This window comes from Bacillus cereus group sp. N8, assembly GCF_016483685.1.
Taxonomy (GTDB): Bacteria; Bacillota; Bacilli; order Bacillales; family Bacillaceae_G; genus Bacillus_A; species Bacillus_A proteolyticus.
On record NZ_JAEHBK010000028.1, the window covers coordinates 1 to 25,226 of the forward strand.

Here is a 25,226-nt window from a genome sequence, read left to right on the forward strand (position 1 = left end):
CATCTATAAACGATAATAAAATACTACGTGAAAAGATCGCATTTTGTATAAAAATATCCCTTAAGTTGATGGGTGTGGGATAGCACCACATGCCCATCAACTTAAGAACAGGAACTTACGCTTGAACATAATATCAAATTTAAATGAGCAAAGCTCTATTTCAAGTGAATAGAATCCACTCTTTAAGAATACATAAAATATATACATACAAGCTTAGTCTGATTACTACATCATTAGTGAAAGTAGGATTCTATAGATTTTGGAGGAAGAAATATGCAAAAAAAGGTTCTCCTGTTTACAGATTTGGGGATTGATGATGCGTTTGCTATACTGTACACCTTTTTTCGTAAAGACATTCAACTTGTAGGAATTGTAGCCGATTATGGAAATGTATCAAGAGAAAATGTATTAAGAAATATTAACTATTTGAAGTACATTGCGGGAAGGGAAGAGATACCTGTATTCCTTGGTGCTTCTGTACCGTTGACAGGTATAGTGATTCAGTATTTCCCTGAGGTACATGGAAAAGTCGGATTAGGGCCTATTATTCCCCCTGAAATTTCATATCCAGTTTATCCTTTAAATGATATTTATCAAATTATAGAATCAAATTTAGAAAATCTTACAATTATCAATTTAGGAAGACTTTCTTCGTTAGCTACGACTTTTGTATTGAATTTAGAAACAATGCGAAACGTAAGAGAATGCATTTGCATGGGGGGAGCTTTTTTCTATCCAGGTAACGTAACTGCTGTGGCTGAAGCTAACTTTTACTCAGACCCTTATGCAGCAAACTTAATTCTGCAGCATGCAAAGAACTTGACAATTATTCCTTTAAATGTGACTCAACATGCGATTGTTACACCCGAAATGGTCCAGCAAATCGATGCATTTCACCGGAATACACAGGATCTTGCAGGACTCATCATCAAACCTATGTTAGACTATTATTATAAATTCTACTCCAAGTCTAATCCAGGTATAAGTGGAAGTCCTATGCATGATTTTGTGACAGTGTGGTATTTGCTGAATCAAGAGGCTGTGGGCCTTTCAAGAGTACCTATTAAAGTAATTCCTGACCAAGGAGAAGGATTTGGTCAAAGTATTGCAGATTTTCGTTTTGCTACTAATCCAGGCTATAAAACGCATAATGTAGCTTTTCAGTTTGATTATGAAAAATTCAAGAAGGATATTATGGAAACGTTTTTAAAGAAGAGAGTGTAACAGACTTTATTAATTGCAGATAATACGGATTATGTGAATGTAATGCCACTTCACTTAACGTACAGGAATTCGACTTTATTAGGTTAAATTTCGCTTAGCATATAAAACTTCCAAAATGTTGGCTGTATCCCATCACTATCAAGCTAACAAAACAAAGTAAAACACCCCACTAAAATGAAAAAATCCGCGAATTTCTCAAAGTAATTAACTGCAGTGAAAGAAAATTTTCATTTCGGGGTTACATTAAAACTTTAGCTTGATGGCCGTGGATTTCGCCATCAAAATGTGAATTTCATACGCTTAAGGAATTTCTTTGTTAAACGTACATTAAGGAAGTTCCATAAACGATATTTAATATTTGTTATTGAAGGGTTTTGTTATCGTTACTATAAAAAGAATAAATATAAATCGATTTAACTGTTTCAAGATCATCTGTATCGAGTGTATGAAGCTGAAAAATAAAGTTTCATTATAAAGACTAAATGGAATATCAGTTCAGGTAGATAAAATTCATTAGTCGAAATTTCTTGCATAAAGCTGTATAATGCTTGTAACGAAAGGGAAATACAGGAAGGGATTTGTAATGAGTTACTATGGAAAAAGATAAACAACAATTAAGCGTCGAAGTTGCAAGATTATATTATCAATCAGATTATAGTCAGCAAGAAATTGCTAACAAATTAAATATTTCAAGACCGACGATTTCTAGATTATTAAAGTACGCGAAAGAAAAAGGGTTTGTTCAAATTAGCATAGCCGATCCATTTGCGGATTTAGATAACGTTGGGAATTTACTTAAAGAAAAGTACAACCTATTAGAGGCACATGTTGTGTTTTCTCCAGTGCCAGAATATGCAACGATTACGGAGTATATTAGTAAATATGCAGCTGAGTACATGGAAAAGACGGTGAAAAACGGTGATATCGTCGGTGTAAGCTGGGGAATGACGATGTATGAAATCGCTAGGAAAATCGTACCACAACATGTGAAAGGTGTAGAAGTTGTCCAGTTAAAAGGTGGTATTAGTCATTCGAGTGTAAATACATATGCGAATGAGACCATCACTTTATTTGCAGAGGCTTTTCAAACGACGCCAAGAAATTTACCGCTCCCAGTTATATTTGATAATGCGGTGACAAAAGAATTAGTAGAGCAGGATCGACATATTCATCACATTATTGAAATGGGGAAACAAGCAAATATTGCAGTTTTCACTGTTGGAACAGTGCGTGATGAAGCGTTATTATTCCGATTAGGATATTTAGATAAGGATGAAACGAACATTTTGAAAAAACAAGCTGTCGGTGACATTTGTTCACGTTTCTTTGATGGAGACGGAAATATTAGTAGCGAAGAAATTAATAAGCGTACCATTGGAATTGAGTTAGAGGAACTTAAATTAAAGAAACGTTCTATCTTAGTTGCAGGTGGTAATAGAAAAATACAAGCAATTGATGGTGCGTTACGTGGCGGGTATGCAAATGTATTAATTATTGATCAGCATACAGCAAAAGAATTGTTACATTATCAAAAAGGTTAGAAATAAAAGGCTTTCTCAAAATGTTAATTTTGAGAAAGCCTTTTATTTTTAGTATGAATAAATCAATGTGTAGTACCTTGTAAAGTATTTGTAAGGAATGCTCTTTGATTGATCCCCTTTTTCAAAAATTAGTGAGTTAGCCATAATATCTCTATCTACAAAAGTCCATCCATCTCGCTCCATCATATTGATAAAAGGTTCCATTTTTCCGCGCTTTACTAAGTAGGGGTATTGATTATCTAGCGGTTCTACTTCCACCATTTCTTTATTTTGAATAACCATCTTAGACATAGCTAAAGCAAATGGAATGGGGTTTCCTTCTTGGAAAATAACATCCCTTTTATAAAAAATAAATATGGATAGTGAGGTGCATACTAGCAATGTGAATATAAAGAATTTTGACTTAAACAAGTAGTCCACATCCTTTATTTACAAACTTATACTACTTTCAATGTATTACAAGAAATTCCCTTCTGAAAAATAATGAACAAAATTTCAAAAGTATGTTTACATTTGTTCAACTAAGAGTTAGAATGAAGTTGTTAAAAGATATGAGGAGTGAAGATAATGAACATTGCAAAGTTAATTGACCATACAATTTTAAAACCAAATTCAACTAAAGAAGATGTTATGAAAGTAATCGAAGAAGCAAAGGAATATAAATTCGCTTCTGTTTGTATTAATCCTACATGGATAAAGCTAGCTGCTGAAGAATTAGCTGGACATGATGTAGACGTTTGTACTGTAATCGGTTTCCCATTAGGAGCAAGCACTACTGAAACAAAAGCATTCGAAACAAAAGATGCTATCGCAAAAGGTGCAACTGAAGTTGATATGGTAATCAACGTAGGCGCTTTAAAAGATGGCGACAATGAGTTCGTTGAAAAAGATATTTATGAAGTAGTACAAGCAGCAAAAGGAAAAGCTCTTGTAAAAGTTATTATTGAAACTTGTTTATTAACAGATGAAGAGAAAGTACGCGCTTGTGAATTATCAGTAAAAGCTGGTGCTGATTTCGTAAAAACTTCAACTGGATTCTCAACTGGCGGAGCAACTGCTGAAGACATCGCATTAATGCGTAAAACAGTAGGACCAAACGTTGGTGTAAAAGCATCTGGTGGAGTTCGTACACGTGAAGATGCAGACAAAATGGTAGCTGCTGGAGCTTCTCGCGTTGGAGCTAGTGCTAGTGTTGCAATCGTATTGAATGATGCAAAAGGTGCTACAGATAACTACTAATTAATAATGAAAGTAAAGAGCAATAGATACACGTTTAAAGTAAAGTGTATCTATTGCTTTAACAATTGAAAAATATGTAAGCGGATACGGAGGGAGAAGACGGCTTATGAAATACTTAATCGGTATTTTTGGCCTCGTATTGATTTTAGGTATCGCTTGGCTTGCTAGTAATGATAGAAAGAAAGTCAAATATCGTCCAATCATAACGATGGTTATATTACAATTCATTTTGGGGTTTTTATTATTAAATACAAGCGCTGGGAATATATTAATTAGCGGAATAGCAGATGGCTTTGGAGAGTTATTAAAATATGCCGCTGATGGTGTGAGTTTTGTATTTGGTGGATTAGTAAATCAAAAAGAGTTTTCATTCTTTTTAAGTGTATTAATGCCAATCGTATTTATTTCAGCTTTAATAGGTATTTTACAGCATATTAAAATATTACCTATTATTGTGAAATCTATCGGTCTAGTATTAAGTAAAATAAATGGAATGGGTAAACTAGAATCATATAACGCGGTAGCTTCTGCGATTTTAGGACAATCTGAAGTGTTTATTTCAGTTAAGAAACAACTGGGATTATTGCCAGAGAAAAGAATGTATACATTATGTGCATCTGCAATGTCTACAGTATCTATGTCTATCGTTGGATCATATATGGTGTTATTAAAACCGCAATATGTTGTAACCGCTTTAGTGCTTAACTTATTCGGTGGATTCATCATCGCTTCTATCATTAACCCTTATGAAGTTACTGAAGAAGAAGATATGTTAGAAGTACAAGAAGAAGAGAAAAAGACATTCTTTGAAGTATTAGGGGAATACATTATAGATGGATTTAAAGTTGCGATTACAGTAGCAGCTATGTTAATTGGTTTCGTTGCTCTTATCGCATTCATTAATGCAGTATTTAAAGGTGTAATCGGTATTTCATTCCAAGAAATTCTCGGTTATGTATTTGCACCATTTGCATTTATTATGGGTGTTCCATGGCATGAAGCGGTTAATGCCGGAAATATTATGGCAACAAAATTAGTATCAAATGAATTTGTCGCTATGACAGATTTAGCACAAGGAAACTTTAATTTCTCAGATAGAACGACAGCGATTATATCTGTATTCTTAGTTTCATTTGCAAACTTCTCTTCAATTGGAATTATTGCAGGGGCAGTTAAGAGCTTAAATGAAAAACAAGGGAATGTAGTCGCAAGATTTGGTTTGAAATTACTTTTCGGTGCAACGTTAGTAAGTTTCTTATCAGCAACAATCGTTGGCTTATTATTTTAACAGATTCATATAATATGAAAAGGAATGGTGATTATAATGAGAATGGTAGATATTATTGCGAAAAAACGTGATGGAAAAGAATTAACGACTGAAGAAATCAAATTCTTTATTAATGGATATACAGACGGAAGTATTCCTGATTATCAAGTGAGTGCACTTGCAATGGCAATTTTCTTTAAAGATATGACAGATCGTGAACGTGCAGATTTAACAATGGCAATGGTTGAGTCTGGAGAAACGATTGATTTATCAGCAATTGAAGGAATTAAAGTAGACAAACATTCAACTGGCGGTGTTGGTGATACAACAACATTAGTATTAGGACCATTAGTAGCTGCTTTAGATGTACCAGTAGCAAAAATGTCTGGTCGTGGTTTAGGACATACAGGCGGAACAATTGATAAATTAGAAGCGGTAGAAGGATTCCACGTTGAGATTACGAACGAGCAATTCATTGATATTGTAAACCGCGACAAAGTAGCTGTTATCGGACAAACAGGAAACTTAACACCTGCAGATAAAAAGATTTATGCATTGCGTGACGTTACAGGAACAGTAAACTCAATTCCTTTAATCGCAAGTTCAATTATGAGTAAAAAAATTGCAGCTGGTGCTGACGCGATCGTACTTGATGTAAAAACAGGTGCTGGCGCATTTATGAAAACAGAAGAAGATGCAAAAGAATTAGCACATGCAATGGTACGTATCGGAAATAATGTTGGACGTCAAACGATGGCTGTTATTTCAGATATGTCACAACCTCTTGGTTTTGCGATTGGTAATGCTCTTGAAGTGAAAGAAGCAATCGATACATTAAAAGGCGAAGGTCCAGAAGATTTAACAGAATTAGTACTTGTATTAGGAAGTCAAATGGTTGTACTTGCGAAAAAAGCTAATACATTAGAAGAAGCTCGTGAAATGTTAATTGAAGTTATGAAAAACGGAAAAGCAACTGAGAAATTTAAAGAGTTCTTAAGCAATCAAGGTGGAGATAGCTCGATTGTAGATCATCCAGAAAAAATGCCACAAGCGAAATATGTAATTGATGTACCTGCTAAAACTTCAGGTGTTATTTCTAACATTGTTGCAGATGAAATCGGTATCGCAGCTATGCTACTTGGTGCTGGTCGTGCGACAAAAGAAGATGAAATCGATTTAGCAGTAGGATTAATGTTACGTAAAAAAGTTGGCGATGCAGTAAAAGAAGGCGAGCCATTTGTAACAATTTACGCAAATCGTGAAAATGTAGAAGATGTAAAAGCTAAAATTTATGAAAACATTTCTATCGCTGAAACAGCAGTGGCTCCTAAATTAGTTCATACAGTTATTACTGATTAATCATAATTACAGTTACTTTGAGGAGGAAATAATATGGATAAGAAAAAATATATTGAAGAAGCGAATAAGATGTTATCAAAAGCGTATATTCCGTATTCAAAATTTCCTGTTGGCGCAGCATTAGTTACGAAAGAAGGTAAAATTTATACTGGTTGTAATATAGAAAATGCTTCTTACGGTTTATGTAACTGTGCAGAAAGAACGGCAATCTTTAAAGCAGTATCAGAAGGTGAGCGCGATTTTAGTTACTTAGTCATTACAGGCGAAACGGATGGACCTATTTCACCATGTGGTGCTTGTAGACAAGTAATTGCTGAGTTCTGTGATCCGAAAATGCCTGTATTACTAACGAATGTAAAAGGTGATGAAAAAGAAGTGACGGTTGAACAGTTATTGCCGGGTGCTTTCACAATTGAAGATTTAAAATAAGTAAAAGCCATTCCACAAGGAAAAGTTGTGGAATGGCTTTTTTGTTTTTAAAAAATAGAATGTAACATTCTGTTCATATTCCGTTCATAAACATTACGTAAAATAATTGCAGCGGATATGGAAAACGACGATATGAATTGTCGTTCTACAGCAGGAGGAATATAATGAAGAAATTATATAATGCAGCATTCATTTACTTAATTATTGGTTTATTATCAGGTGTATTTGCAAGAGAGTATACAAAAGCACAAGGAATTAAAGGATCTACTATGTTACAGCTAGTGCATACGCATGTATTAGTATTAGGATTCATATTCTTTTTGGTTGCATTAGCTTTATTTAAAGTGTTTCATGTACAAGAAACAAAAAGCTTTCACGCATGGTTTATTGTTTATAATGCAGGATTAATTTTTACTATCACTACAATGGTATTTAGAGGTCTTCTACAAGTAAACGGAACTGACTTTAACGGTTTAAGCCATATGACTGGATTAGCTCATGTCATTATAAGTATCGGGCTCGTTTGGTTTATGATTTTGCTTAAAAAGTCTTTTAAATAGATAGGAGTGGAGAATATGAATATAGCCCTTTTATCAAGTATCGTAGCAGTTTGTATGGCTGTTGGAGTAATGTTTCTACGTTTTAAAGCAGCGAAAAAACCGGTAACGAAAAAGAAAATTATATTACCGCCAATTTTTATGAGTACTGGTGCAATGATGTACTTCTTACCGGAATTTAGGTTAACATCGTTAGAAATAGGAGAGGCAATTATCATAGGGCTTATTTTCTCTATATTTCTTATTAAAACAACTAAGTTCGAAATAAGAGACGAACAAATATATATGAAACCGTCTAAAGCATTTATATTTATTTTAGTTGGGCTATTAGCTGTACGAGTAGCATTGAAATCATATTTAAGTCAATCGATTGATTTAGCACAGTTAAGTGGAATGTTTTTCTTACTCGCATTTGCGATGATCGTATCGTGGAGAATTGCGATGTATCGCTCGTATGTTAAATTAGAAAAGACAATAAAAAGAGCTGGAATTTCTATATAGAAATTTCAGCTCTTTTTATGTTTTATTGAACTTCTTTAGCGCGGAACTCATTTGCTTAATTTTAAACGTATTTGAGCATCTTGTAATGCAACTGGTGTAACGTTAAGACCTTTTGGATCAACAATTTTTGTATTTAATAAAATAGAATCTAGGCTTCCGCGAAATGTTTTTGTATAGTTTTGACGCAACATTTGTTGTTCTTGTTTTTCATCAACCGTTAATCCAGATGTTCTTTCTTTTTTTGATAATTCGTTAATACGGAATAAAATTTTTTGCATTTGTTTTCACCTCTAGTTAAAATAACTATAAATTAGTTACTTACTAATTTATAGTTATTTTAACGTGTAATTTTTATTATGTCAACACCATCTAAAAAGGTTAATAATTGACGAAAAATTATAACAATAATAGAATGAATTGTATTGGATAATTAGTTTGAAAAACATACATAGAACACTAGGGGGATTATTATGAAGTCAACATTTTTTACTCAAAATAGAGAACGATTAGCGAAAACATTACATGATGAATCTATTACTATTTTATTTGCTGGACAGGCACCTAATATGTCAGCTGATGCACATTATAAATTTGTGCCGAATCGAAATTTTTACTACTTAACGGGAATTGATGAGCCGAATGTTATTTTCATGTTGAAAAAGTTTGGAAATAGTATAGAAGAAACTCTTTTCATTGAAAAATCAGATCCAGTGCTTGAAAAATGGGTTGGAAAAACAGTGTCTAAAGAAGATGCAGAACAAATTTCAGGCATAAAAAAAGTTGTATATATAGAAAGCTTTGAAAAGACAATGGCAAATACACTTTTCGCAGAAAATGTGAAACATGTGTATTTAGATTTAGAGTGTCGTGAGTGGAAGGGTACTGAAACGAAAACTTTAGCGTTTGCTAAACATGTAAGAGAACAATATCCACACGTTTTAATTGGTAATGTATACTCGAATATTTGTGAATTACGAGTGTTTAAAACAGAGGAAGAAATTGAAATTATTAAAGGAGCAATTGCTGTAACGAAAGAGGGTATTTATAATGTGCTGAAGCATGCAAAATCGGATGTGATGGAATTTGAATTAGAAGCACATTTTGATTTTACACTAAAATCATCTGGAATTAAGCATCATGCGTTCAATACAATTTTGGCAAGCGGTAAAAATGCCACAGTCCTTCATTATGAAGACAATGATGCACAAATTCAAAATGGCGATTTAGTACTGCTTGATTTAGGTGCTCAAAAAGACTACTACAATGCTGATATTAGTTATACATTCCCAGCGAGTGGAGCATTTTCTAGTCGCCAAAAACAAATATATAATATCGTATTAAAAGCATTAAAAGAAACAACAGAGATTATTAAGCCGGGAGTAAAGTTTGCTGCATTAAATGAGCATACAAAAAAAGTACTAGCAGAAGAGTGTAAAGAAATTGGTTTAATTCAAGAAGACGAAGAGTTATCAAAATACTATTATCATGGTGTTAGCCACTTCCTTGGTTTAGATACGCATGATGTAGGAACATACAAAGATAGAGTGTTAGAAGAAGGTATGGTTATTACGATAGAACCGGGCCTTTACATCGAGGAAGAATCAATTGGTATTCGTATTGAAGATGACATTCTTGTAACGAAAGACGGGTATGAAAACTTGTCAAAAGATATCATTAGAGAAGTTGAAGAAATCGAAGAGTTTATGAGCGAAAATAATGAACATATAAAGGGAAATCAGGCCGTAGTTAAATAATAAGAAAAAAGGTAAGCACTAATGTATTTGAACTTTATCTCGAATCGTGGACACTTAAAAAAGTCCATGATTCGGGATAGAGTTCGGCGCTACCTTCGAAATACTAATCTTTAATCACTAATCCCAATAAAGTTGCGAACTGAACAGCTTGATATGTTGATACTTTACATCCTCTTAAATCGTTCACTGAAACTGTAAGTGTATCAAAATTAGAAGAACTAATATCTATCCCCTTCAGTGATGTTTGATCAAAATTAGCTTCGTCAAGGCTACATAATTGGAATTCAACTTTTTTTAGTTTACAGTCAAAGAAATCCGCATTATTTAATGAAGTTTCATTAAATATAATTTTTTCTAGTTTAGAATTTCCAAATGCCGCTAAATTCAAAATTGAATTCTCAAATTTAACATTTCCTAAGCTAGATTCTGTAAAATTAACCCCAATTAATTTACTATTTTTAAATTCAACTCTGTGAACAGAAGAATTGCTTAAATTAACATTTGATAAATCGCAGTTTTCAAAACAAACATCTGTAATATCGATATTGCTAAAGTCTGTATTAGTGAACTTACAATTCTTTATCACTACATTATATAAACGCACTCTATCTAAAGATTCATTTTCGAAAGTGGAGTCTATAATTTCACACATTTCTAATGTAGAATCTTCTTCATAAAAAATATCTTGAAAATTCTTTGAAGATAACTCTGGTGAAATTTTTGGTCTATCAATTTTCATAGTATATCAATCCTCTTCTTTTTAATATATAAGTGTATTTCAGGTTTAGTGAATTTTCGAAAGGAACATTAGTTCTCATTATACACAATCCTACTTTTTTTTGTGAAGAGCATTTTAGTTACTTTTTTATTTAATTACATCTCCTTATTTTCTTGAAAATCGTTTTTTATAATGATTTTGAAAAAGAAAAAGGAGGAGTTTTCGATGAAAAGATTTGTATTAACAGCAGTTACAGTCTCCGTAATATCTTTAATTGCTGCATGTTCTGTGACGACAAATACAACAAATGACCATAAAAATATGAATGATAAAAAAACTGTACAGACTGAAACGGCTACAAAGCCATTGAAAGTTATAAAAGGGCCAGAAGTTACTTTAGTAGCGAAAGAAGAAAAACAAAAGCTAAGTAGCGGTGTTATTGTTCCAGTCTGGACATTTAATGGTTCATCCCCAGGCCCAAAAATTAGGGTGAAAAAAGGTGAAAAGGTTAAAGTGACATTAAAAAATGAATTACCTACGCCAGTATCTATTCATTGGCATGGGTATCCTGTCCCAAATAACATGGATGGAATTCCAGGCGTGACACAAGATGCGGTTGAATCAGGAAAAAGTTTCACCTATGAATTTGAAGCAAACGTACCAGGAACGTATTGGTATCATTCACATCAAGATTCTGTAAATCAACTAGATAGAGGCTTGTATGGTGCTCTTATTGTAGAGGATACAAATGAAAAGTATGATAAAGATTACACATTAATGTTAGATGAATGGGTAACAGATAAAGAAGAAATTAATAAGCAGTTAAAAGAAATGACAAAAGGGCCAACAGGTAATAAATCTAAGGGTAATGAAAATACGAAAAAGAATGATGATATGAAAGGCATGGATCATTCCGGTATGGACATGGGCAGTGATAAAAAAGACTCTGGCAATATGGCAGGCATGGATCATGGAAATATGAAGATGGAAGGTCATGATATGAGTATGTATGACTTATTCACAATCAATGGTAAAAGCGGTGATTTAGTAGAGCCATTAAAAGTGAATAAGGGGGATAAAGTTCGTCTTCGACTCGTTAATGCGGGTTATCTATCACATGATATACACGTTCACGGTCATGATGTAAAAGTAATTGCAACAGATGGTCAACCAATTAATGATCCAAAAGTTATAAAAGACAAAGTAATTTCAATTGCACCGGGTGAACGTTATGATGTTGAATTTACAGCTAACAATTCTGGGAAATGGTACGTTGAAGACCATTCAGAAAATAAGGGTGCAAAAGGAATGAAAGCTGTTATTGAATATGAAGGTAGTAAAGAGATGAACGATAAAGGAAACGAAAAAGAAAAACTACCAAAATTAGATATGACGAAATATGGTGCGAAAAAATTAGGTAGTTTCACGTTAGACCAGCAGTATACTGACACATTTAATATGGACTTGAATATGCAAATGAATGGAAATGAAATGGTATATACAATAAACGGAAAAGTATTTCCGGATATTGATCCAATTCCAGTGAAAAAGGGTGACTTAGTAAAAGTAAAATTGGTAAATCAATCTAAAATGGACGATCATCCGATGCATTTACATGGTCATTTCTTCCAGGTGTTGAGTAAAGATGGAAAACCGATAGAAGGTTCTCCAATTGTTAAAGATACATTGAACTTAAAACCGGGAGAAGAATATGAAGTAGCCTTTGTAGCAGATAATCCGGGTGATTGGATGTTCCACTGTCATGATTTACATCATGCTTCCGCGGGGATGGTAACAGAAGTGAAATATACAGATTATAAATCTGATTATGTTCCAAACCCAAGCATTCCTAATAAGCCAGAATAAAATGAAGCAGTTATCCTATGGATAGCTGCTTATTAATTTTCGGTGCAAGTGTCAATGTATATGTCGATCATGCCCGGGTGAAGGTGGGGGAGTATAATCTGGGAATGTCACGAATACGGCAACGATAATTACTACACTAATTGAAAGTAATAACAAAAAACGCCGTTGGATAAAAGTAGAAAAGGTGTCTGATAAAAGCTGAATCATACATGACATAGTTATCGTTATAGTAAGTAAAAGACTAATAAAGAGTATACTATGGGCTTGTTGAGCGTTTAGCATTTCTGTAATCATTGCTCCCATCATACTTGCCATTAATCCAGAGAACATTCCTTCTAGGGCAGTATACAGGTGAAAACGTAGACCGACTAAAAAACCGATAAAACCACTAATCAAAATAGCAAGCAAAGTAGAATATAGTAATTCTCCTTTCAAGAGAATCCCTAAATAAAAACCGATACTTAAACCGATACTCATACTAAAAGACATAATAAATACCATATACTCCATTAGGGTACCCTTACGTTTAGAAATATATGATGTGATAATAATCGAGATACAACAAAGTGTTAAGGCAGTTAACGTATAAGCAAACATCATGATACCTCCCTGTCCTATCATTCACTTCATCATATGTTTAAATGGAGAGTACTTATGCTAATATATATCTGCAAATTATCTGCACAATTTAAAAAAGGTAAGTTCAATATAATTCTCAAATAATGATGGTTATCTTAGTAGACGATGCTCCATAAGGAATTGTTGTATTTTAGATTTTATAGAATATATGGAAGTAAATAGTAGTTGGTAAAAAAGACGCTCGATTTTGAGCGTCTTTTTTGTCTATGAGCATGTGAAAGAAATTGTTATATAATGAGTTTCTATTGTGAAGCCATAAAGAATAAGCGTATAATATTATAGGTCTCCCATTTGTGAGGCAAACCGCGAATGATAAATAAGATGGTTGTTTTATCAGCGCTTCTAAACATATATACAATGAAAGTAACACTGGAATACAGATAGGGAGTTATAAAATGAAATTAATTATTGCCGAGAAACCAGATCAAGGTTTGGCTCTTGTTTCACAGTTTAAATATCGCCGGAAAGATGGATATTTAGAAGTAGAAGCGAATGAGTTATTTCCAAATGGAGCGTACTGTACATGGGCAATTGGTCATTTGACGCAGTTATGTAATCCAGAACATTATCACGCTGAGTGGAAGAAATGGTCACTTAATACATTACCGATGATTCCAGAGCGTTTTCAGTTTGAGGTAACAAAGTCAAAGTATAAGCAATTTAACGTTGTGAAACAGCTGTTACATAATCCTCAGGTGACAGAAATTATTCACGCGGGCGATGCTGGGCGTGAAGGGGAATTGATCGTACGAAACATTATTAATCTTTGCAACGTGCAAAAGCCAATGAAGCGTCTTTGGATCTCATCTTTAACGAAGCAAGCAATTTATCAAGGGTTTAAAAACTTACTTGATGAAGCAGATACGATTAATACGTATTACGAAGCATATACAAGATCATGTGCTGACTGGGTCGTTGGTATGAATGCATCGCGTGTCTTTAGCATTTTGCTAAAGAAAAAGGGAATGAATGATGTGTTTTCCGCTGGTCGTGTACAAACACCAACATTAGCACTCATCGTAAAGCGTGAGAAAGAAATTGAGAACTTTAAGTCAGAGCCGTTTTGGGAAGTGTTCGCAACCTTTAATATAGAAGGAAAGAAGTATGAGGGGAAATGGGAGAAAGATAATGAGTCCCGCTTAAATGATCCTGATTTGGCAAATAAAATTGCAGCGTTTTGTCAAAACAAACCGGCTGTAGTAAAAGAAATGAAAACGGAGCGTAAAGAGTTTCAGCCACCGTTTTTATTTAATTTATCAGCACTGCAAGCGACAGCGAATAAAGCTTTTAAATTTTCACCGAAAAAGACGCTTGATATAACACAAGCACTATATCAAAAAGGGATAGTTTCTTATCCACGTTCGGATTCTAACTATGTTACACAAGGAGAAGCAGCGACGTTCCCTGATATTTTACAGAAGTTAAGTCAGTTTGATGAATATAAAGGCTTATTGCCAGCACCAATTGAATCAATTATGAATAACAAGCGTTATGTGAATGAAAAGAAAGTTACAGATCACTACGCAATTATTCCGACAGAACAAGTTACAAACCCAAGTAAATTATCGGGTGATGAAAAGAAAATTTACGATATGATTGTAAGAAGACTTATTGCGGCGCATTATGAAGTAGCAATCTTTGACTACACAACAATTACAACTCTTGTAGACGAACGTGCTGCGTTCATTTCGAAAGGAAAACAGCAAATTCAAGAAGGTTGGCGTAAAGTTATTTTCCAAGACGATAAAGATGACGAAACGATTCTTCCAATTGTAGCTGAAGGTGAACAAGGCAAAGTTGTAAAGGTGAAAGTGAAAGAAGGAAAAACACAGCCACCGAAGCGTTATACGGAAGGACAACTTATTACGCTAATGAAAACGGCAGGTAAGTATTTAGAGAATGAAGAGCTGGAGAAAGTATTAAAGAAAACAGAAGGTTTAGGTACTGAGGCAACTCGCGCTGGAATTATTACGATGCTGAAAGACCGTAAATATATAGATGTGCAGAAAAACCAAGTGTATGCAACCGATAAAGGTAAAGTTTTAATTACAGCAATCGGCGACAAAATACTAGCTTCACCGGAAATGACTGCAAAATGGGAACAACGTCTTGCGGAAATTGGTGAAGGTACCGCTTCACCAGCTACATTTATGGAACAAACGAAAAAGTTATCAGCTAAAATTATTGAAGACGCGGTTGAAATGTCGGAGAAATGGGATTTCACTGGATTACATGTTGAATCGATTGAACGAAAAGGATCGAAATTTACAACAGGTAAAAAGGTGGGGAACTGTAAAAAATGTGATGGCGATGTTATTGATAAATCTACGTTTTACGGTTGTTCCAATTACAATACAACACAATGTGACTTTACCATTTCGAAGAAAATATTAAGTAAAACAATTTCGCAAAAGAATATGACAAAGCTCTTAAAAGGTGAAAAGACCGATTTAATTAAAGGTTTTAAAAAAGGCGAGAAAACGTTTGATGCGAAGTTAGAGTGGAAAGATAATAAGATTAATTTTGTGTTTGAGAATTAATAGTGTCAACAAATAAAAAAGTGCTTTACTGAATAAAAAAATCCTTTCCAAAGTAAAAGGTTATGTAACAGGTTAGGTTTGAAAAAATATTGATATAATAGAAAAAGCATGACAATTTTATGTCATGCTTTTTTATTTTATAATTACAGACTTTTGTGTACTAATACTAAAAATTATTTAAAATAATTGTTTGAAAAGATAGTATGAAATAGTGTTAAGTAGCAATAAAGTTATTTAATTTACAATAAAGTCTTTTGAAAAATAAAAAAGTTGTTCAAAGATTCTTCTTTAACTAAAAGGCAGGTTAGTTTTAATACAATGTTTGTTTTATCATTTAACCAAAGTGATAGAAGGTCGAAGAAAAGGCAGTAATAAAGAAGTGCCATTCCTAATGTGGACTGGCACTTGGTAAGGTGTAAAATTCATTATTTGATTTCGGCTGAGGAATTTGATTCATCTATTTTTCCTGTACTTTATTATGATTCCTTAAGCAGCCTTCTCTGTTTTAAATACCCATTGTTGAAGAGTTGGTTGATAATACGGTATCATCCACCCTAAAATTTTGCCGATAAAATAGGCGGCAATTAGTGTACCGATTCCGATTGAGCCTAATGATTGAATGAAAACTATACAAATTGCACCGGCCACACAAATGTTTATTAAATCACTCAAAATTTTTGCTTTACCGAATTTCAAATTGAATTTTTCACTAATTGCATAAGTTAACGCATCATACGGCATTAATGGCAGTTTCGCTGTTGTATAGCCCATTAGACCGACCGCTATAACAAATAAACTAACAATCAAATATACACTTCGAGCAAGGATAGTTTCAGGTGCAGGGAAAAGTTGTACAAGGAAGAGCGTTGCATCCATGAAAAACCCAAATAAAAACGAAATAATGAATTGACTCACAAATTCATTTAACTCCATTCGTTTACTTAATATCACTTGAATAATAATGTATAAAACATTTGCAAGCGCCATTGTCACACCAACCGATAAACCAATCGTTAGCGTACTTGCATATGCTAATGATGACACAGGTGATACACCAAATCCTGCTTGAATCGACATGCTAATGCCAATCGACATAAAAAATAACCCGAGCACGTATAAGGTGATGCGCTTCAAGGTTCTGTTCCGATGATTCATAGTATCTCTCACTTTCTAGTTAATATTATCAATATAAAGACTATAGCTATACAATTAAATATAACGCCAAATTCGACATATGAAAAATATATATATGATAAACTAATCATATCAAAAAACATATAACGGAGAGATACAATGGATTTCAGGCAATTATATTACTTTAAAGAAATTGTGAAACAAGGAAGCATATCTAAAGCAGCAGAAGTGCTCCATATCGCGCAGCCACCACTTAGTCAATTATTAAAAAAGCTTGAAAATGATCTTGGCACAACTTTAATTCATCGATATCGTCAAAAATGGGAGCTTACAGAAACAGGTGAAATACTATACCAATATGCCAATCAAATGCTAATGCAAATTCAAGATGTAAAGCAGCAAATTCAAGAAATTGAACAAGGTATAGGAGGAACAGTAAGTATCGGTGTATCGTCTACATGTTCGAATATGCTCATTGACTATGTTAGTATGTTTAGAACACAATACCCAAATGTTAAAATAAACATAGTAACTGGAAATTCAGAAGAATTATTAAAAAGATTAGAGCAAAGAGAAATTGATGTTGCCTTACTTTTACGATTGGGTAATAGTGAACAATATGAGATGAAAATATTAAAAAAACAACCAACCGCTGTGATTATTCCAACAAGTTGGGCAACATCGTTTTCATCACAGCATGTGACGATTGAACAGATTGCCCAGTTCCCATTCATTATGCTAGGAGCAATGGAAGGACTCTCCTTCAATGAAGACCTCTTCAAAGTGTTTGATGAACATCAAGTCAAGCCAAATATCATTATCGAGTGTAAAGATATAAGGATGGTTGTAGCACTTGTTAGTAGAGGACTAGGATTATCCGTTATTCCAAGTATGGATTACACATCACCATTTTTAGAACATACAACGCTTTTCGAATTGAAACAATTTGATTTTCATCTAGAGCCTGTAATAGTAAAATTAAAAGACCAACGAATTTCCAAAGTAGCATCTCAATTTTGGGAAATGGTTGATTAGGAGATGTGGACAAAGCAAAAATGGCCTTTAATCAAGTAATATAGACATCGTCCGAAGAATTGAGTCGGAATAAAAAAGTTCTTTACTTGAGGAAGTTTTAAAACTGACTGTAGTTATATAAATAAAAGATAAAAAAGCTCCTGCTCGAGTGAAAGGTGTTATAACAGATTAAGTTTGAAAAAATAATGATAGAAAAGAAAAAGCATGACACTTTTATGTCATGCTTTTTTATTTTTACTTAAAACAAAATATACAACAAAAATATTATATAAAATAATAAAAATTTATTGTAAAACAATAAAAAATATAATAAAATCAAAATCAGAATAAATAAGTGAGGTGCTTTTTATGGAAAAAGTAACAGCGTTGTTTTTAAAATTAGAGGAGGTATAACTATGGAAATTAACAAATTAATTATTGAAAATATGGATAACCCTCATGAGCTGGAGAGAATGTATAGAAAAGACCCGAAAGCTTTCAAAAGATCATTCTCACAAGCATGGGCCCAAAACCCTGATTCTCAGGTGCTAGCTGCTTGGTATGAAAGGATGCATTTCAAGGAAACGGAAAATGCAGAAAAAATATCGCTGTTTCAAAAAGGTTTCTTATTCATGGGCATGTTAGCTATTCTAGCTGGGCTAAGCACCAGAATCATTTTCCACTTTGTCGAGCAGGAAGCAATTGCTCCAATTAACCTAGCTTTTGGTGTAATTCCTTTTATTGTTGTTTATTTTATTTGCAATAATACTCCGAAAAAAAGTATTATTTATTTCCTTGCGGCGTTGGTCCTAATTTCCGGGTTGTATCTTAATATGCTGCCATTAAATTATAAAGACAGCAGTATCCTTGTTTATTTACATCTTCCTATATTGTTATGGGTCTTAGTAGGACTTGCGTTTACAGGAAACGAATATTCAAAAGGTAGTACAAGATTAGCTTATATTAAATTTAATTTAGAATATTGTCTTCTCTACGCGAGTATGGCAGTGAGCGGAATGGTACTAGCAGTATTCACCATGAAATTATTTAGCTTCGTTGACTTGGATATAGGAGAATTCTATTTTAGTAATGTTGTTTTATTTGGTGCTGCGGCCCTCGCAATTGTGGCTACATACTTGGTATCAATGAACCTTAAACTTGCTAAAAATATTACACCATATATAGCTAAAATTTTTAGTCCGCTTGTACTGATTACATTGTTGATCTATCTTATAACGGTTATATGGAGTGGAAAAAATCCATTCTTGGACCGCAATTTCCTAATGGCCTTCAATGGAATACTCCTTGGTGTATTGGCTGTTACCATATTTTCTATCGTTGAGAGTGACTCAGACGAGAAAAAGAGCATTTCAGATTATATAAATTTTGCCTTAATTGTTCTTGCGCTTATTATTGACACTGTCGCATTGTCAGCCATCGTATTCAGACTTTCTTCTTACGGGATTACACCTAATAGACTTGCTGTTTTAGGCGTAAACATACTGATTTGGGCAAATCTCATTTGGATTATGTTTTCCTATATGCGTTTTCTACAAAACAAATCAGGACCGACAGCTATCCAAGACGCCGTTACGAAGTATTTGCCAATCTACGGACTTTGGGCAGCTTTCGTAATATTTACTTTTCCTATAATGTTTAATTAGAAAGGCTTTGTTAATGTAGCGACAAGCTAATTGTCTATAACGTATAAAATTCTTAGAGCCGATAATTATCGTTACTTCTATAATTTCTCGACAATAAAAAAACGTCCCAAATTAGGACGTTTTTTTTATGTGTATTGCTGTTTTTTCTTAATAAGCAACAACGCTTGTGAAACACAAGCAAGTACTGGTAGTTCAATCAACGGTCCAATAACGAGTGCAAGTGCAATAAGTGGTTCGTCTGGAAAAGCTGTTACAGCGATAGCGAGTGCAACAGGTGAGTTTCTTGCTAATGTTGTTAAGTTTAAACTTACTGTATCTTTATAAGATAAACGCATCATGCGTCCGATAAATTGTCCTAGTACAAAATTAATGATGAAGAACAATAGAACCGGAATGAGTAATAGTAAAACGACATTCATATTTTGTAGTAAATATTTACCTTGTGATGCAAACATCGCTACGATTGCTAAACTTAAAAATACAATTTGAGCAGAGCTGAAAAACGGAATGAGTTTATTCTCGAGTGTTTCAGTTTTTTTCAGTTTATTCATAATGAACTTTGTAGCGTGTGCAAGTACAAATGGTAAGACGATTACGATAACAATACTTTCTACTAAAACAGAAACCGCTACAGTCTTCATGACACCAGCAAATAAAAATAAATAAATGGGGAGGAGTAGTACTTGCAATATTAAATTTACAGGCAAAATTGCAGTAGAAAGTGCTACATTTCCTTTCGCTATTTCAGTAAAGATTAAGTACCAATCTGTACATGGAGTAACCATTAACATAATAAATCCAACCCAAAGTGCTGGGTGATCTGAAAGAAATAGTGCTCCTAACCCCCAAGCGAGTAAAGGTGTCCATACAAAATTAATAGTAAGGCTCGTTCCAGCGAATTTTAAATTGCGGAATCCATTTTTTATTTCTTTCAACGGGATGCTGAGGAATAACCCATACAGCATGAAAAATAAGAAGGGGACAATAAATTGCTCTGAATACATATGTATCAAATTAAATTGTCCGAGTACGATGCCGCATGTAACAGCAAAAAGAATAATAAAAGTTTGAATCTTTTCTATAGTGCTCATGAGTAAATCCTTTCTAAATATGAATTTTCCTCTCTAAGTTTATTATACAAGTAATAAAGTCGTATTTGGTGTTCAATTGTATTTTAGTTAATGTTTTTAATTCGAGATTTATTTTTTTATTGAAAGTTACTTGACCAAAGTAAGTGACTATATTACAATCACTTACATAAGGTAATTAAATAACAAAAAGTTTTGGTCAGCTTTATTTAAGGTATCAACTGGAACTTTTTATTAGAATAAGAATTTTTATGATGAGAAAGTTTAGGTGAAGAAAATGGGATTATTTAGCTCATTATTTGGTAAAAAAGAAGAAAATACAAATGTAGAGGAGAATAAAACTATGTCAAAAGTATTATTTGTAAAAGCGAACAATCGTCCAGCGGAGCAAGCAATTAGTTCAAAGATGTATGAAACATTTGTAAGTGCTTATAAGGAAGCAAATCCGAATACAGAAATTACGGAGTTAGATTTATTTGCATTAGATCTTCCGTATTACGGAAATATCGCTATTTCAGGTGGATATAAACGTAGTCAAGGAATGGAGATAACAGCTGAAGAAGAGAAGGCAGTTGCTACAGTAGATAAATATTTAAATCAATTTTTAGAGGCTGATAAAGTAGTATTTGCATTCCCATTATGGAACTTTACAGTACCAGCACCATTAATTACTTACATTTCATATCTTTCTCAAGCTGGAAAAACGTTTAAATATACAGCAAACGGCCCAGAAGGTTTAGCTGGTGATAAGAAAGTAGTTGTATTGGGTGCTCGCGGTTCAGATTACTCTTCAGAACAAATGGCTCCTATGGAAATGGCTGTTAATTATGTGACAAACGTACTTGGGTTCTGGGGAATTACAAATCCAGAGACAGTTGTAATTGAAGGGCATAATCAATATCCAGATCGCTCACAACAAATTGTTGAAGAAGGTTTAGAAAACGTTAAAAAAGTAGCTGCGAAATTTTAATTAATTATAGTAAATGGAAAAACCAACATGGATGACCATGTTGGTTTTTTAGTCTATTTTCTATGTTAAAAAATGTATATTTATAAAATGAATGAAAAGTTTGAAAATAGTATTGCAAAATATTATATATCAAACTATAATGAGTTCAAGAATAGTTGATACTTAAATTAAATATTCAGAAAATTCAATTAGTTAAAATTGGAAATGAGATAAGGAAATTTGAATGGGGGTTATATTATGGCGAATAAAGTACCGTTTTCGTTCATAGTAGTTATCGGATTAATGTTATTTGCACTATTTTTTGGAGCAGGAAATTTAATATTCCCAGCGATGCTTGGTCAATCGGCAGGAGAGAATGTATGGATTGCTAACGCTGGATTTTTAGTAACAGGTGTTGGGTTACCATTATTAGGTGTATTAGCATTTGGTTTTTCAGGTAAAGATGATTTACAGTCATTAGCAAGTCGAGCTCACCCGGTATTCGGGATTGTGTTTACGACAGTTTTATACTTAGCGATCGGTCCGTTATTTGCAATACCTAGAACGGGAAATGTTTCTTATGAAATTGGTCTTAAGCCATTTATGCCAGAGGGATTAGGTTCTACACCTTTAATTCTTTTCACTATTATATTCTTTAGCATTACTTGTTTTTTTTCGCTAAATCCTGCGAAAATTGTCGATATTGTTGGAAAAATATTAACACCAATTAAATTAACATTCATCGGTATTTTAGTAATCGTTGCTTTTATTCATCCAATTGGCGATATGCAAGCACCGGCTGAAGGCTATACAACACATGCATTCTTTAAAGGTTTCCAAGAAGGATACTTAACGATGGATACGCTCGCATCGTTTGTATTCGGAATCATCATCATTAATGCAATTAAAGAAAAAGGTGCAAAAACGAAAAAACAAATTATGGTTGTTTGCGCAAAAGCGACGATCATTGCAGCATCTATTTTAGCGATTATATATACAGCTCTTTCTTATATGGGAGCTTCAAGTGTTGCGAAGCTTGGGCATTTAGAGAATGGCGGAGAAGTATTAGCGAAAGTTTCTAACTACTATTTCGGATCATATGGCGGAGTATTATTAGGGTTAATGATTACAGTAGCTTGTTTAACAACTAGTGTGGGACTTGTATCAGCATGTTCTTCATTCTTCCATAAGTTATTCCCAAATGTTCCTTACAAAGCAATTGCAATTACGTTGTGTGTGTTTAGTGCAATTGTTGCAAATGTAGGATTAACACAATTAATCGCAGTTTCTGTTCCAGTATTAACAGCAATTTATCCACTTGCAATCGTGTTGATTTTCTTAACATTCTTCCACTCATTATTCAAAGGAAGAGCTGAAGTTTATCAAGTGAGTTTAATCGTAACATTTATCATCAGCTTATTTGACGGATTAAGTGCAGCTGGAGTTAACATTGAAGTAGTAAACCAAGTGTTCACGAAATTCCTTCCGATGCAGGAAGTAGGTTTAGGGTGGATCTTCCCAGCGATTATCGGTGGATTTATCGGGTACGGTATTAGTGTTCTAAAAGTGAAAAATCAAGTTCAACCAGCAGCTAGAGCGAATAAGAAAATAGGTTAAATATAAAAAGTTATAGACTTGTTTCTATAACTTTTTTTGTTACTATTAATAAGGATAGAAAAAATAAAGTAGTAGGGGAAATAGAATGAAAAAAACAATTGATCATATCGGCATCGCAGTTCGAGATATAGATAGTACGATACGTTTTTATGAAAAGGTATTGTTAGGAACTTTAATAGATCGTTACGTAAGTGAGGCACCAGGCGTTGAAAGTGAAGTGGCTATTCTTGAAGTAGATGGCGATAGAATTGAATTACTTGCGCCTACGAATAATACGACATCTCCAATAGCCCGATTTATTAAACAAAAAGGTAAAGGCGTTCATCACGTTGCGTATCGTGTAGATGATTTAGATGTAGCTTTAGAAGAGTTAAAAGAACAAGGTATTCGAACGTTAGAACATACACTTCGAATGAATAAACATGGTAGACGATTAATTTACCTTAACCCAGCAGATACTGAAGGGACAATTATTGAGTATTGTGATTATCCGGAAGAGAAATAAAAGAAGTATATTTTTGAGAAAGGTGTTACGTACTAACGTAGCACCTTTAAATATATGTATTTGTGTGGAGTGACAAAAAAGTTATACATTTTATAAGAAAGTCATATCTTATACTAAGATGTAAAATTAGCTGATTATTCTCCTTTTCCATAGCAACATGTTAAAGGGGAATAGTAGTTTGTAACCAACTATATATTTTTAGGCAATTAATATAAATAGTTAATTTCATGTATTGGAGAGTGGCTATCTGTGGAGATTTCAAATAGTGCTGAAAATTATAACGTATTATTTGTTAAATCTGGTGCTTCTGTATATTTTCCGGTGCTAGAGGAATCTATATTTAATAGTTTGAAAAAAGCAATTGGTAATGTAACGATGGTAACATACGAAAACTTAGTGAAAACAGCTTTAAAGATACAACCGTCTCTCATTATTGTATTCCATGGTTTTGAAGAAGGGATAACTAAGGGGATACAAGAATTAAAGCAATATAAATTTAAGACTGCACTCTGGCTTACAGATGATCCTTACTTTACAGATGTGACGAAAAACTTAGTGCTTGATTATGATTATGTTTTTACACAAGATACAGGATGTATTGATTTTTATAAAGATTTAGGCTGTGATAATGTATATTACTTGCCTTTAGCGGCCGAACCACCTTTATATACGCCGATACTTACGGAAGAGGAATACGCATTTGATATTAGTTTCATAGGGACTGCTTTTGATAATCGGCTCGCGTTTATTGATTCAATTGCAGAGTACTTAGTGACTAAAAACACTCTAATTATAGGATGTAATTGGGATAGACTAAAAAGTTATGAGTTATTGAAGGATAAAATTTTACTTTTACCATTTTTGGTTTATAAAAATAGTATGGGATATTACAAAAAAAGTAAAATTAACATTAATATACATCGTTCGATAGAGGATTTAACATTTAATATAAATAAAGTAAAAATAAATGCTTGTTCCATTAATAATCGTACATTCGAAATAGCTAGTACAGGTGCTTTTCAAATGACGGATATTCGTTCAGACTTGGAAAAGTGCTATATTCCAGGGGCACAAATTGAGACATTTACTTCATCGGTTGATTTTATAGAGAAAGCAGAAAGATATTTAGTGAATCCGGCGCAAAGAAAGAAAATTGCGATGGAAGGACTTAAGAGAACGCTAATCGAACATACATATGATAAAAGGGTAAAACAGTTGTTAAAAATAATTGAAAGTAACCCTAAAAAAGAAAATGAAATTTAAAAATAGGGAAAGGATATGTTGAAACACAACATCTTTAAAGAACAAGGTATTCGAGCGTTAGAGCATATACTTCGAATGAATAAACATAGCAGAAGGTTAATATATCTTAACCCGGCAGATACAGAAGGAACAATCATTGAGTACTGTGATTATCCAGAAGAGAAATAAAAGAAGGATATTTTTTTAAAAGGTGTTACGTACTAACGTACCACCTTTTTATTTATCCCGCTATTTTGTGGGCAGTAAGACTTCCACCTCAAAAGCTGGCGAATGTGAGGGAGTTAGGTGGGGGATGGACAAAAAAACCACTGATTAAAGTTTCACTTTATGTATTTCACATTTTCTTCACAAATGATTC

General features: G+C 33.4%; 23 protein-coding genes and 1 pseudogene. 18 read left to right on the plus strand and 6 right to left on the minus strand.

The features are described from left to right. Positions 1 to 273 precede the first annotated feature (273 nt). Positions 274 to 1,224 (plus strand): nucleoside hydrolase, encoded by a 951-nt coding sequence (locus JDS80_RS24950; RefSeq protein ID WP_071745725.1) that lies wholly within the window; start codon positions 274 to 276, stop codon positions 1,222 to 1,224. A gap of 593 nt (positions 1,225 to 1,817) precedes the next feature. Continuing rightward, positions 1,818 to 2,765, plus strand: a complete 948-nt coding sequence (locus JDS80_RS24955) for a sugar-binding transcriptional regulator (RefSeq protein ID WP_071745724.1) — start codon at positions 1,818 to 1,820, stop codon at positions 2,763 to 2,765. 48 nt (positions 2,766 to 2,813) lie between these two features. On the opposite strand, the gene JDS80_RS24960 is transcribed toward JDS80_RS24955, so the two are convergent. Then, on the minus strand, positions 2,814 to 3,176 hold the full coding sequence (locus JDS80_RS24960; protein ID WP_071770006.1) for a hypothetical protein: 363 nt from the start codon (positions 3,174 to 3,176) through the stop codon (positions 2,814 to 2,816). Between the two features lie 156 nt (positions 3,177 to 3,332). Here JDS80_RS24960 and deoC point away from each other — a divergent pair, with 156 nt between their 5' ends. The 6 genes from deoC (at position 3,333) to JDS80_RS24990 (ending at position 8,117) form a co-directional block, all read left to right on the plus strand. Then, the gene (gene deoC / locus JDS80_RS24965; protein ID WP_098889637.1) at positions 3,333 to 4,004 is read left to right on the plus strand and encodes a deoxyribose-phosphate aldolase; all 672 of its coding nucleotides are present in this window, start codon (positions 3,333 to 3,335) and stop codon (positions 4,002 to 4,004) included. Between the two features lie 106 nt (positions 4,005 to 4,110). Then, positions 4,111 to 5,292, plus strand: a complete 1,182-nt coding sequence (locus JDS80_RS24970) for a NupC/NupG family nucleoside CNT transporter (RefSeq protein WP_199640208.1) — start codon at positions 4,111 to 4,113, stop codon at positions 5,290 to 5,292. 36 nt (positions 5,293 to 5,328) lie between these two features. Beyond that, a complete protein-coding gene (locus JDS80_RS24975) occupies positions 5,329 to 6,630 on the plus strand; it encodes a pyrimidine-nucleoside phosphorylase (RefSeq protein WP_002118293.1) in 1,302 nt (433 codons plus the stop codon). Between the two features lie 33 nt (positions 6,631 to 6,663). Then, positions 6,664 to 7,059 (plus strand): cytidine deaminase, encoded by a 396-nt coding sequence (locus tag JDS80_RS24980; RefSeq protein WP_000358534.1) that lies wholly within the window; start codon positions 6,664 to 6,666, stop codon positions 7,057 to 7,059. A gap of 164 nt (positions 7,060 to 7,223) precedes the next feature. Continuing rightward, positions 7,224 to 7,619: a DUF2871 domain-containing protein gene (locus tag JDS80_RS24985; protein ID WP_071745721.1), complete on the plus strand. Its 396-nt coding sequence runs from the start codon at positions 7,224 to 7,226 to the stop codon at positions 7,617 to 7,619. A 15-nt stretch (positions 7,620 to 7,634) separates the two neighbouring features. Beyond that, a complete protein-coding gene (locus JDS80_RS24990) occupies positions 7,635 to 8,117 on the plus strand; it encodes a CcdC family protein (protein WP_071745720.1) in 483 nt (160 codons plus the stop codon). A gap of 47 nt (positions 8,118 to 8,164) precedes the next feature. On the opposite strand, the gene JDS80_RS24995 is transcribed toward JDS80_RS24990, so the two are convergent. Next, positions 8,165 to 8,395, minus strand: a complete 231-nt coding sequence (locus tag JDS80_RS24995; protein ID WP_071745719.1) for a DUF896 domain-containing protein — start codon at positions 8,393 to 8,395, stop codon at positions 8,165 to 8,167. A gap of 192 nt (positions 8,396 to 8,587) precedes the next feature. Between JDS80_RS24995 and JDS80_RS25000 the strand changes: the two genes are divergently transcribed. Continuing rightward, complete coding sequence (locus JDS80_RS25000) at positions 8,588 to 9,871, plus strand: aminopeptidase P family protein (RefSeq protein ID WP_199640209.1); 1,284 nt, start codon at positions 8,588 to 8,590, stop codon at positions 9,869 to 9,871. Positions 9,872 to 9,974: 103 nt separating this feature from the next. On the opposite strand, the gene JDS80_RS25005 is transcribed toward JDS80_RS25000, so the two are convergent. Then, positions 9,975 to 10,610, minus strand: a complete 636-nt coding sequence (locus JDS80_RS25005; RefSeq protein WP_199640210.1) for a pentapeptide repeat-containing protein — start codon at positions 10,608 to 10,610, stop codon at positions 9,975 to 9,977. Positions 10,611 to 10,814: 204 nt separating this feature from the next. Between JDS80_RS25005 and JDS80_RS25010 the strand changes: the two genes are divergently transcribed. Next, positions 10,815 to 12,455 carry a multicopper oxidase family protein gene (locus JDS80_RS25010; protein ID WP_199640211.1) on the plus strand — a complete coding sequence of 547 codons (1,641 nt, stop codon included), beginning with the start codon at positions 10,815 to 10,817 and terminating at the stop codon, positions 12,453 to 12,455. 51 nt (positions 12,456 to 12,506) lie between these two features. Here JDS80_RS25010 and JDS80_RS25015 read toward each other — a convergent pair whose 3' ends face one another. Continuing rightward, on the minus strand, positions 12,507 to 13,052 hold the full coding sequence (locus tag JDS80_RS25015) for a hypothetical protein (RefSeq protein ID WP_071769999.1): 546 nt from the start codon (positions 13,050 to 13,052) through the stop codon (positions 12,507 to 12,509). 437 nt (positions 13,053 to 13,489) lie between these two features. Between JDS80_RS25015 and topB the strand changes: the two genes are divergently transcribed. Next, a complete protein-coding gene (topB, locus tag JDS80_RS25020) occupies positions 13,490 to 15,634 on the plus strand; it encodes a DNA topoisomerase III (RefSeq protein ID WP_199640212.1) in 2,145 nt (714 codons plus the stop codon). Between the two features lie 486 nt (positions 15,635 to 16,120). On the opposite strand, the gene JDS80_RS25025 is transcribed toward topB, so the two are convergent. Then, entirely contained in the window at positions 16,121 to 16,789 is a 669-nt protein-coding gene (locus JDS80_RS25025) for a YczE/YyaS/YitT family protein (RefSeq protein ID WP_199640213.1), read from the minus strand. A 138-nt stretch (positions 16,790 to 16,927) separates the two neighbouring features. Between JDS80_RS25025 and JDS80_RS25030 the strand changes: the two genes are divergently transcribed. Both JDS80_RS25030 and JDS80_RS25035 read left to right on the plus strand, forming a co-directional pair. Beyond that, the gene (locus JDS80_RS25030) at positions 16,928 to 17,803 is read left to right on the plus strand and encodes a LysR family transcriptional regulator (protein WP_071769996.1); all 876 of its coding nucleotides are present in this window, start codon (positions 16,928 to 16,930) and stop codon (positions 17,801 to 17,803) included. Positions 17,804 to 18,198: 395 nt separating this feature from the next. Next, positions 18,199 to 19,446, plus strand: coding sequence for a DUF4153 domain-containing protein (locus JDS80_RS25035; RefSeq protein ID WP_199640214.1), 1,248 nt, complete (start codon positions 18,199 to 18,201; stop codon positions 19,444 to 19,446). Between the two features lie 125 nt (positions 19,447 to 19,571). Here JDS80_RS25035 and JDS80_RS25040 read toward each other — a convergent pair whose 3' ends face one another. Then, positions 19,572 to 20,537 (minus strand): arsenic resistance protein, encoded by a 966-nt coding sequence (locus JDS80_RS25040; RefSeq protein ID WP_199640215.1) that lies wholly within the window; start codon positions 20,535 to 20,537, stop codon positions 19,572 to 19,574. Between the two features lie 274 nt (positions 20,538 to 20,811). Here JDS80_RS25040 and JDS80_RS25045 point away from each other — a divergent pair, with 274 nt between their 5' ends. The 5 genes and pseudogenes from JDS80_RS25045 to JDS80_RS25065 all read left to right on the plus strand — a co-directional run. After that, positions 20,812 to 21,504, plus strand: a complete 693-nt coding sequence (locus JDS80_RS25045; protein WP_199640216.1) for an FMN-dependent NADH-azoreductase — start codon at positions 20,812 to 20,814, stop codon at positions 21,502 to 21,504. Positions 21,505 to 21,741: 237 nt separating this feature from the next. Beyond that, entirely contained in the window at positions 21,742 to 23,100 is a 1,359-nt protein-coding gene (gene brnQ / locus JDS80_RS25050) for a branched-chain amino acid transport system II carrier protein (protein ID WP_098889882.1), read from the plus strand. A gap of 85 nt (positions 23,101 to 23,185) precedes the next feature. Then, the gene (locus tag JDS80_RS25055) at positions 23,186 to 23,605 is read left to right on the plus strand and encodes a VOC family protein (RefSeq protein WP_000750834.1); all 420 of its coding nucleotides are present in this window, start codon (positions 23,186 to 23,188) and stop codon (positions 23,603 to 23,605) included. A 249-nt stretch (positions 23,606 to 23,854) separates the two neighbouring features. Beyond that, the gene (locus JDS80_RS25060; RefSeq protein WP_199640217.1) at positions 23,855 to 24,868 is read left to right on the plus strand and encodes a glycosyltransferase family protein; all 1,014 of its coding nucleotides are present in this window, start codon (positions 23,855 to 23,857) and stop codon (positions 24,866 to 24,868) included. Between the two features lie 36 nt (positions 24,869 to 24,904). Continuing rightward, positions 24,905 to 25,036, plus strand: a pseudogene (locus JDS80_RS25065) (glyoxalase); the annotation flags it as partial. Positions 25,037 to 25,226: the final 190 nt, after the last annotated feature.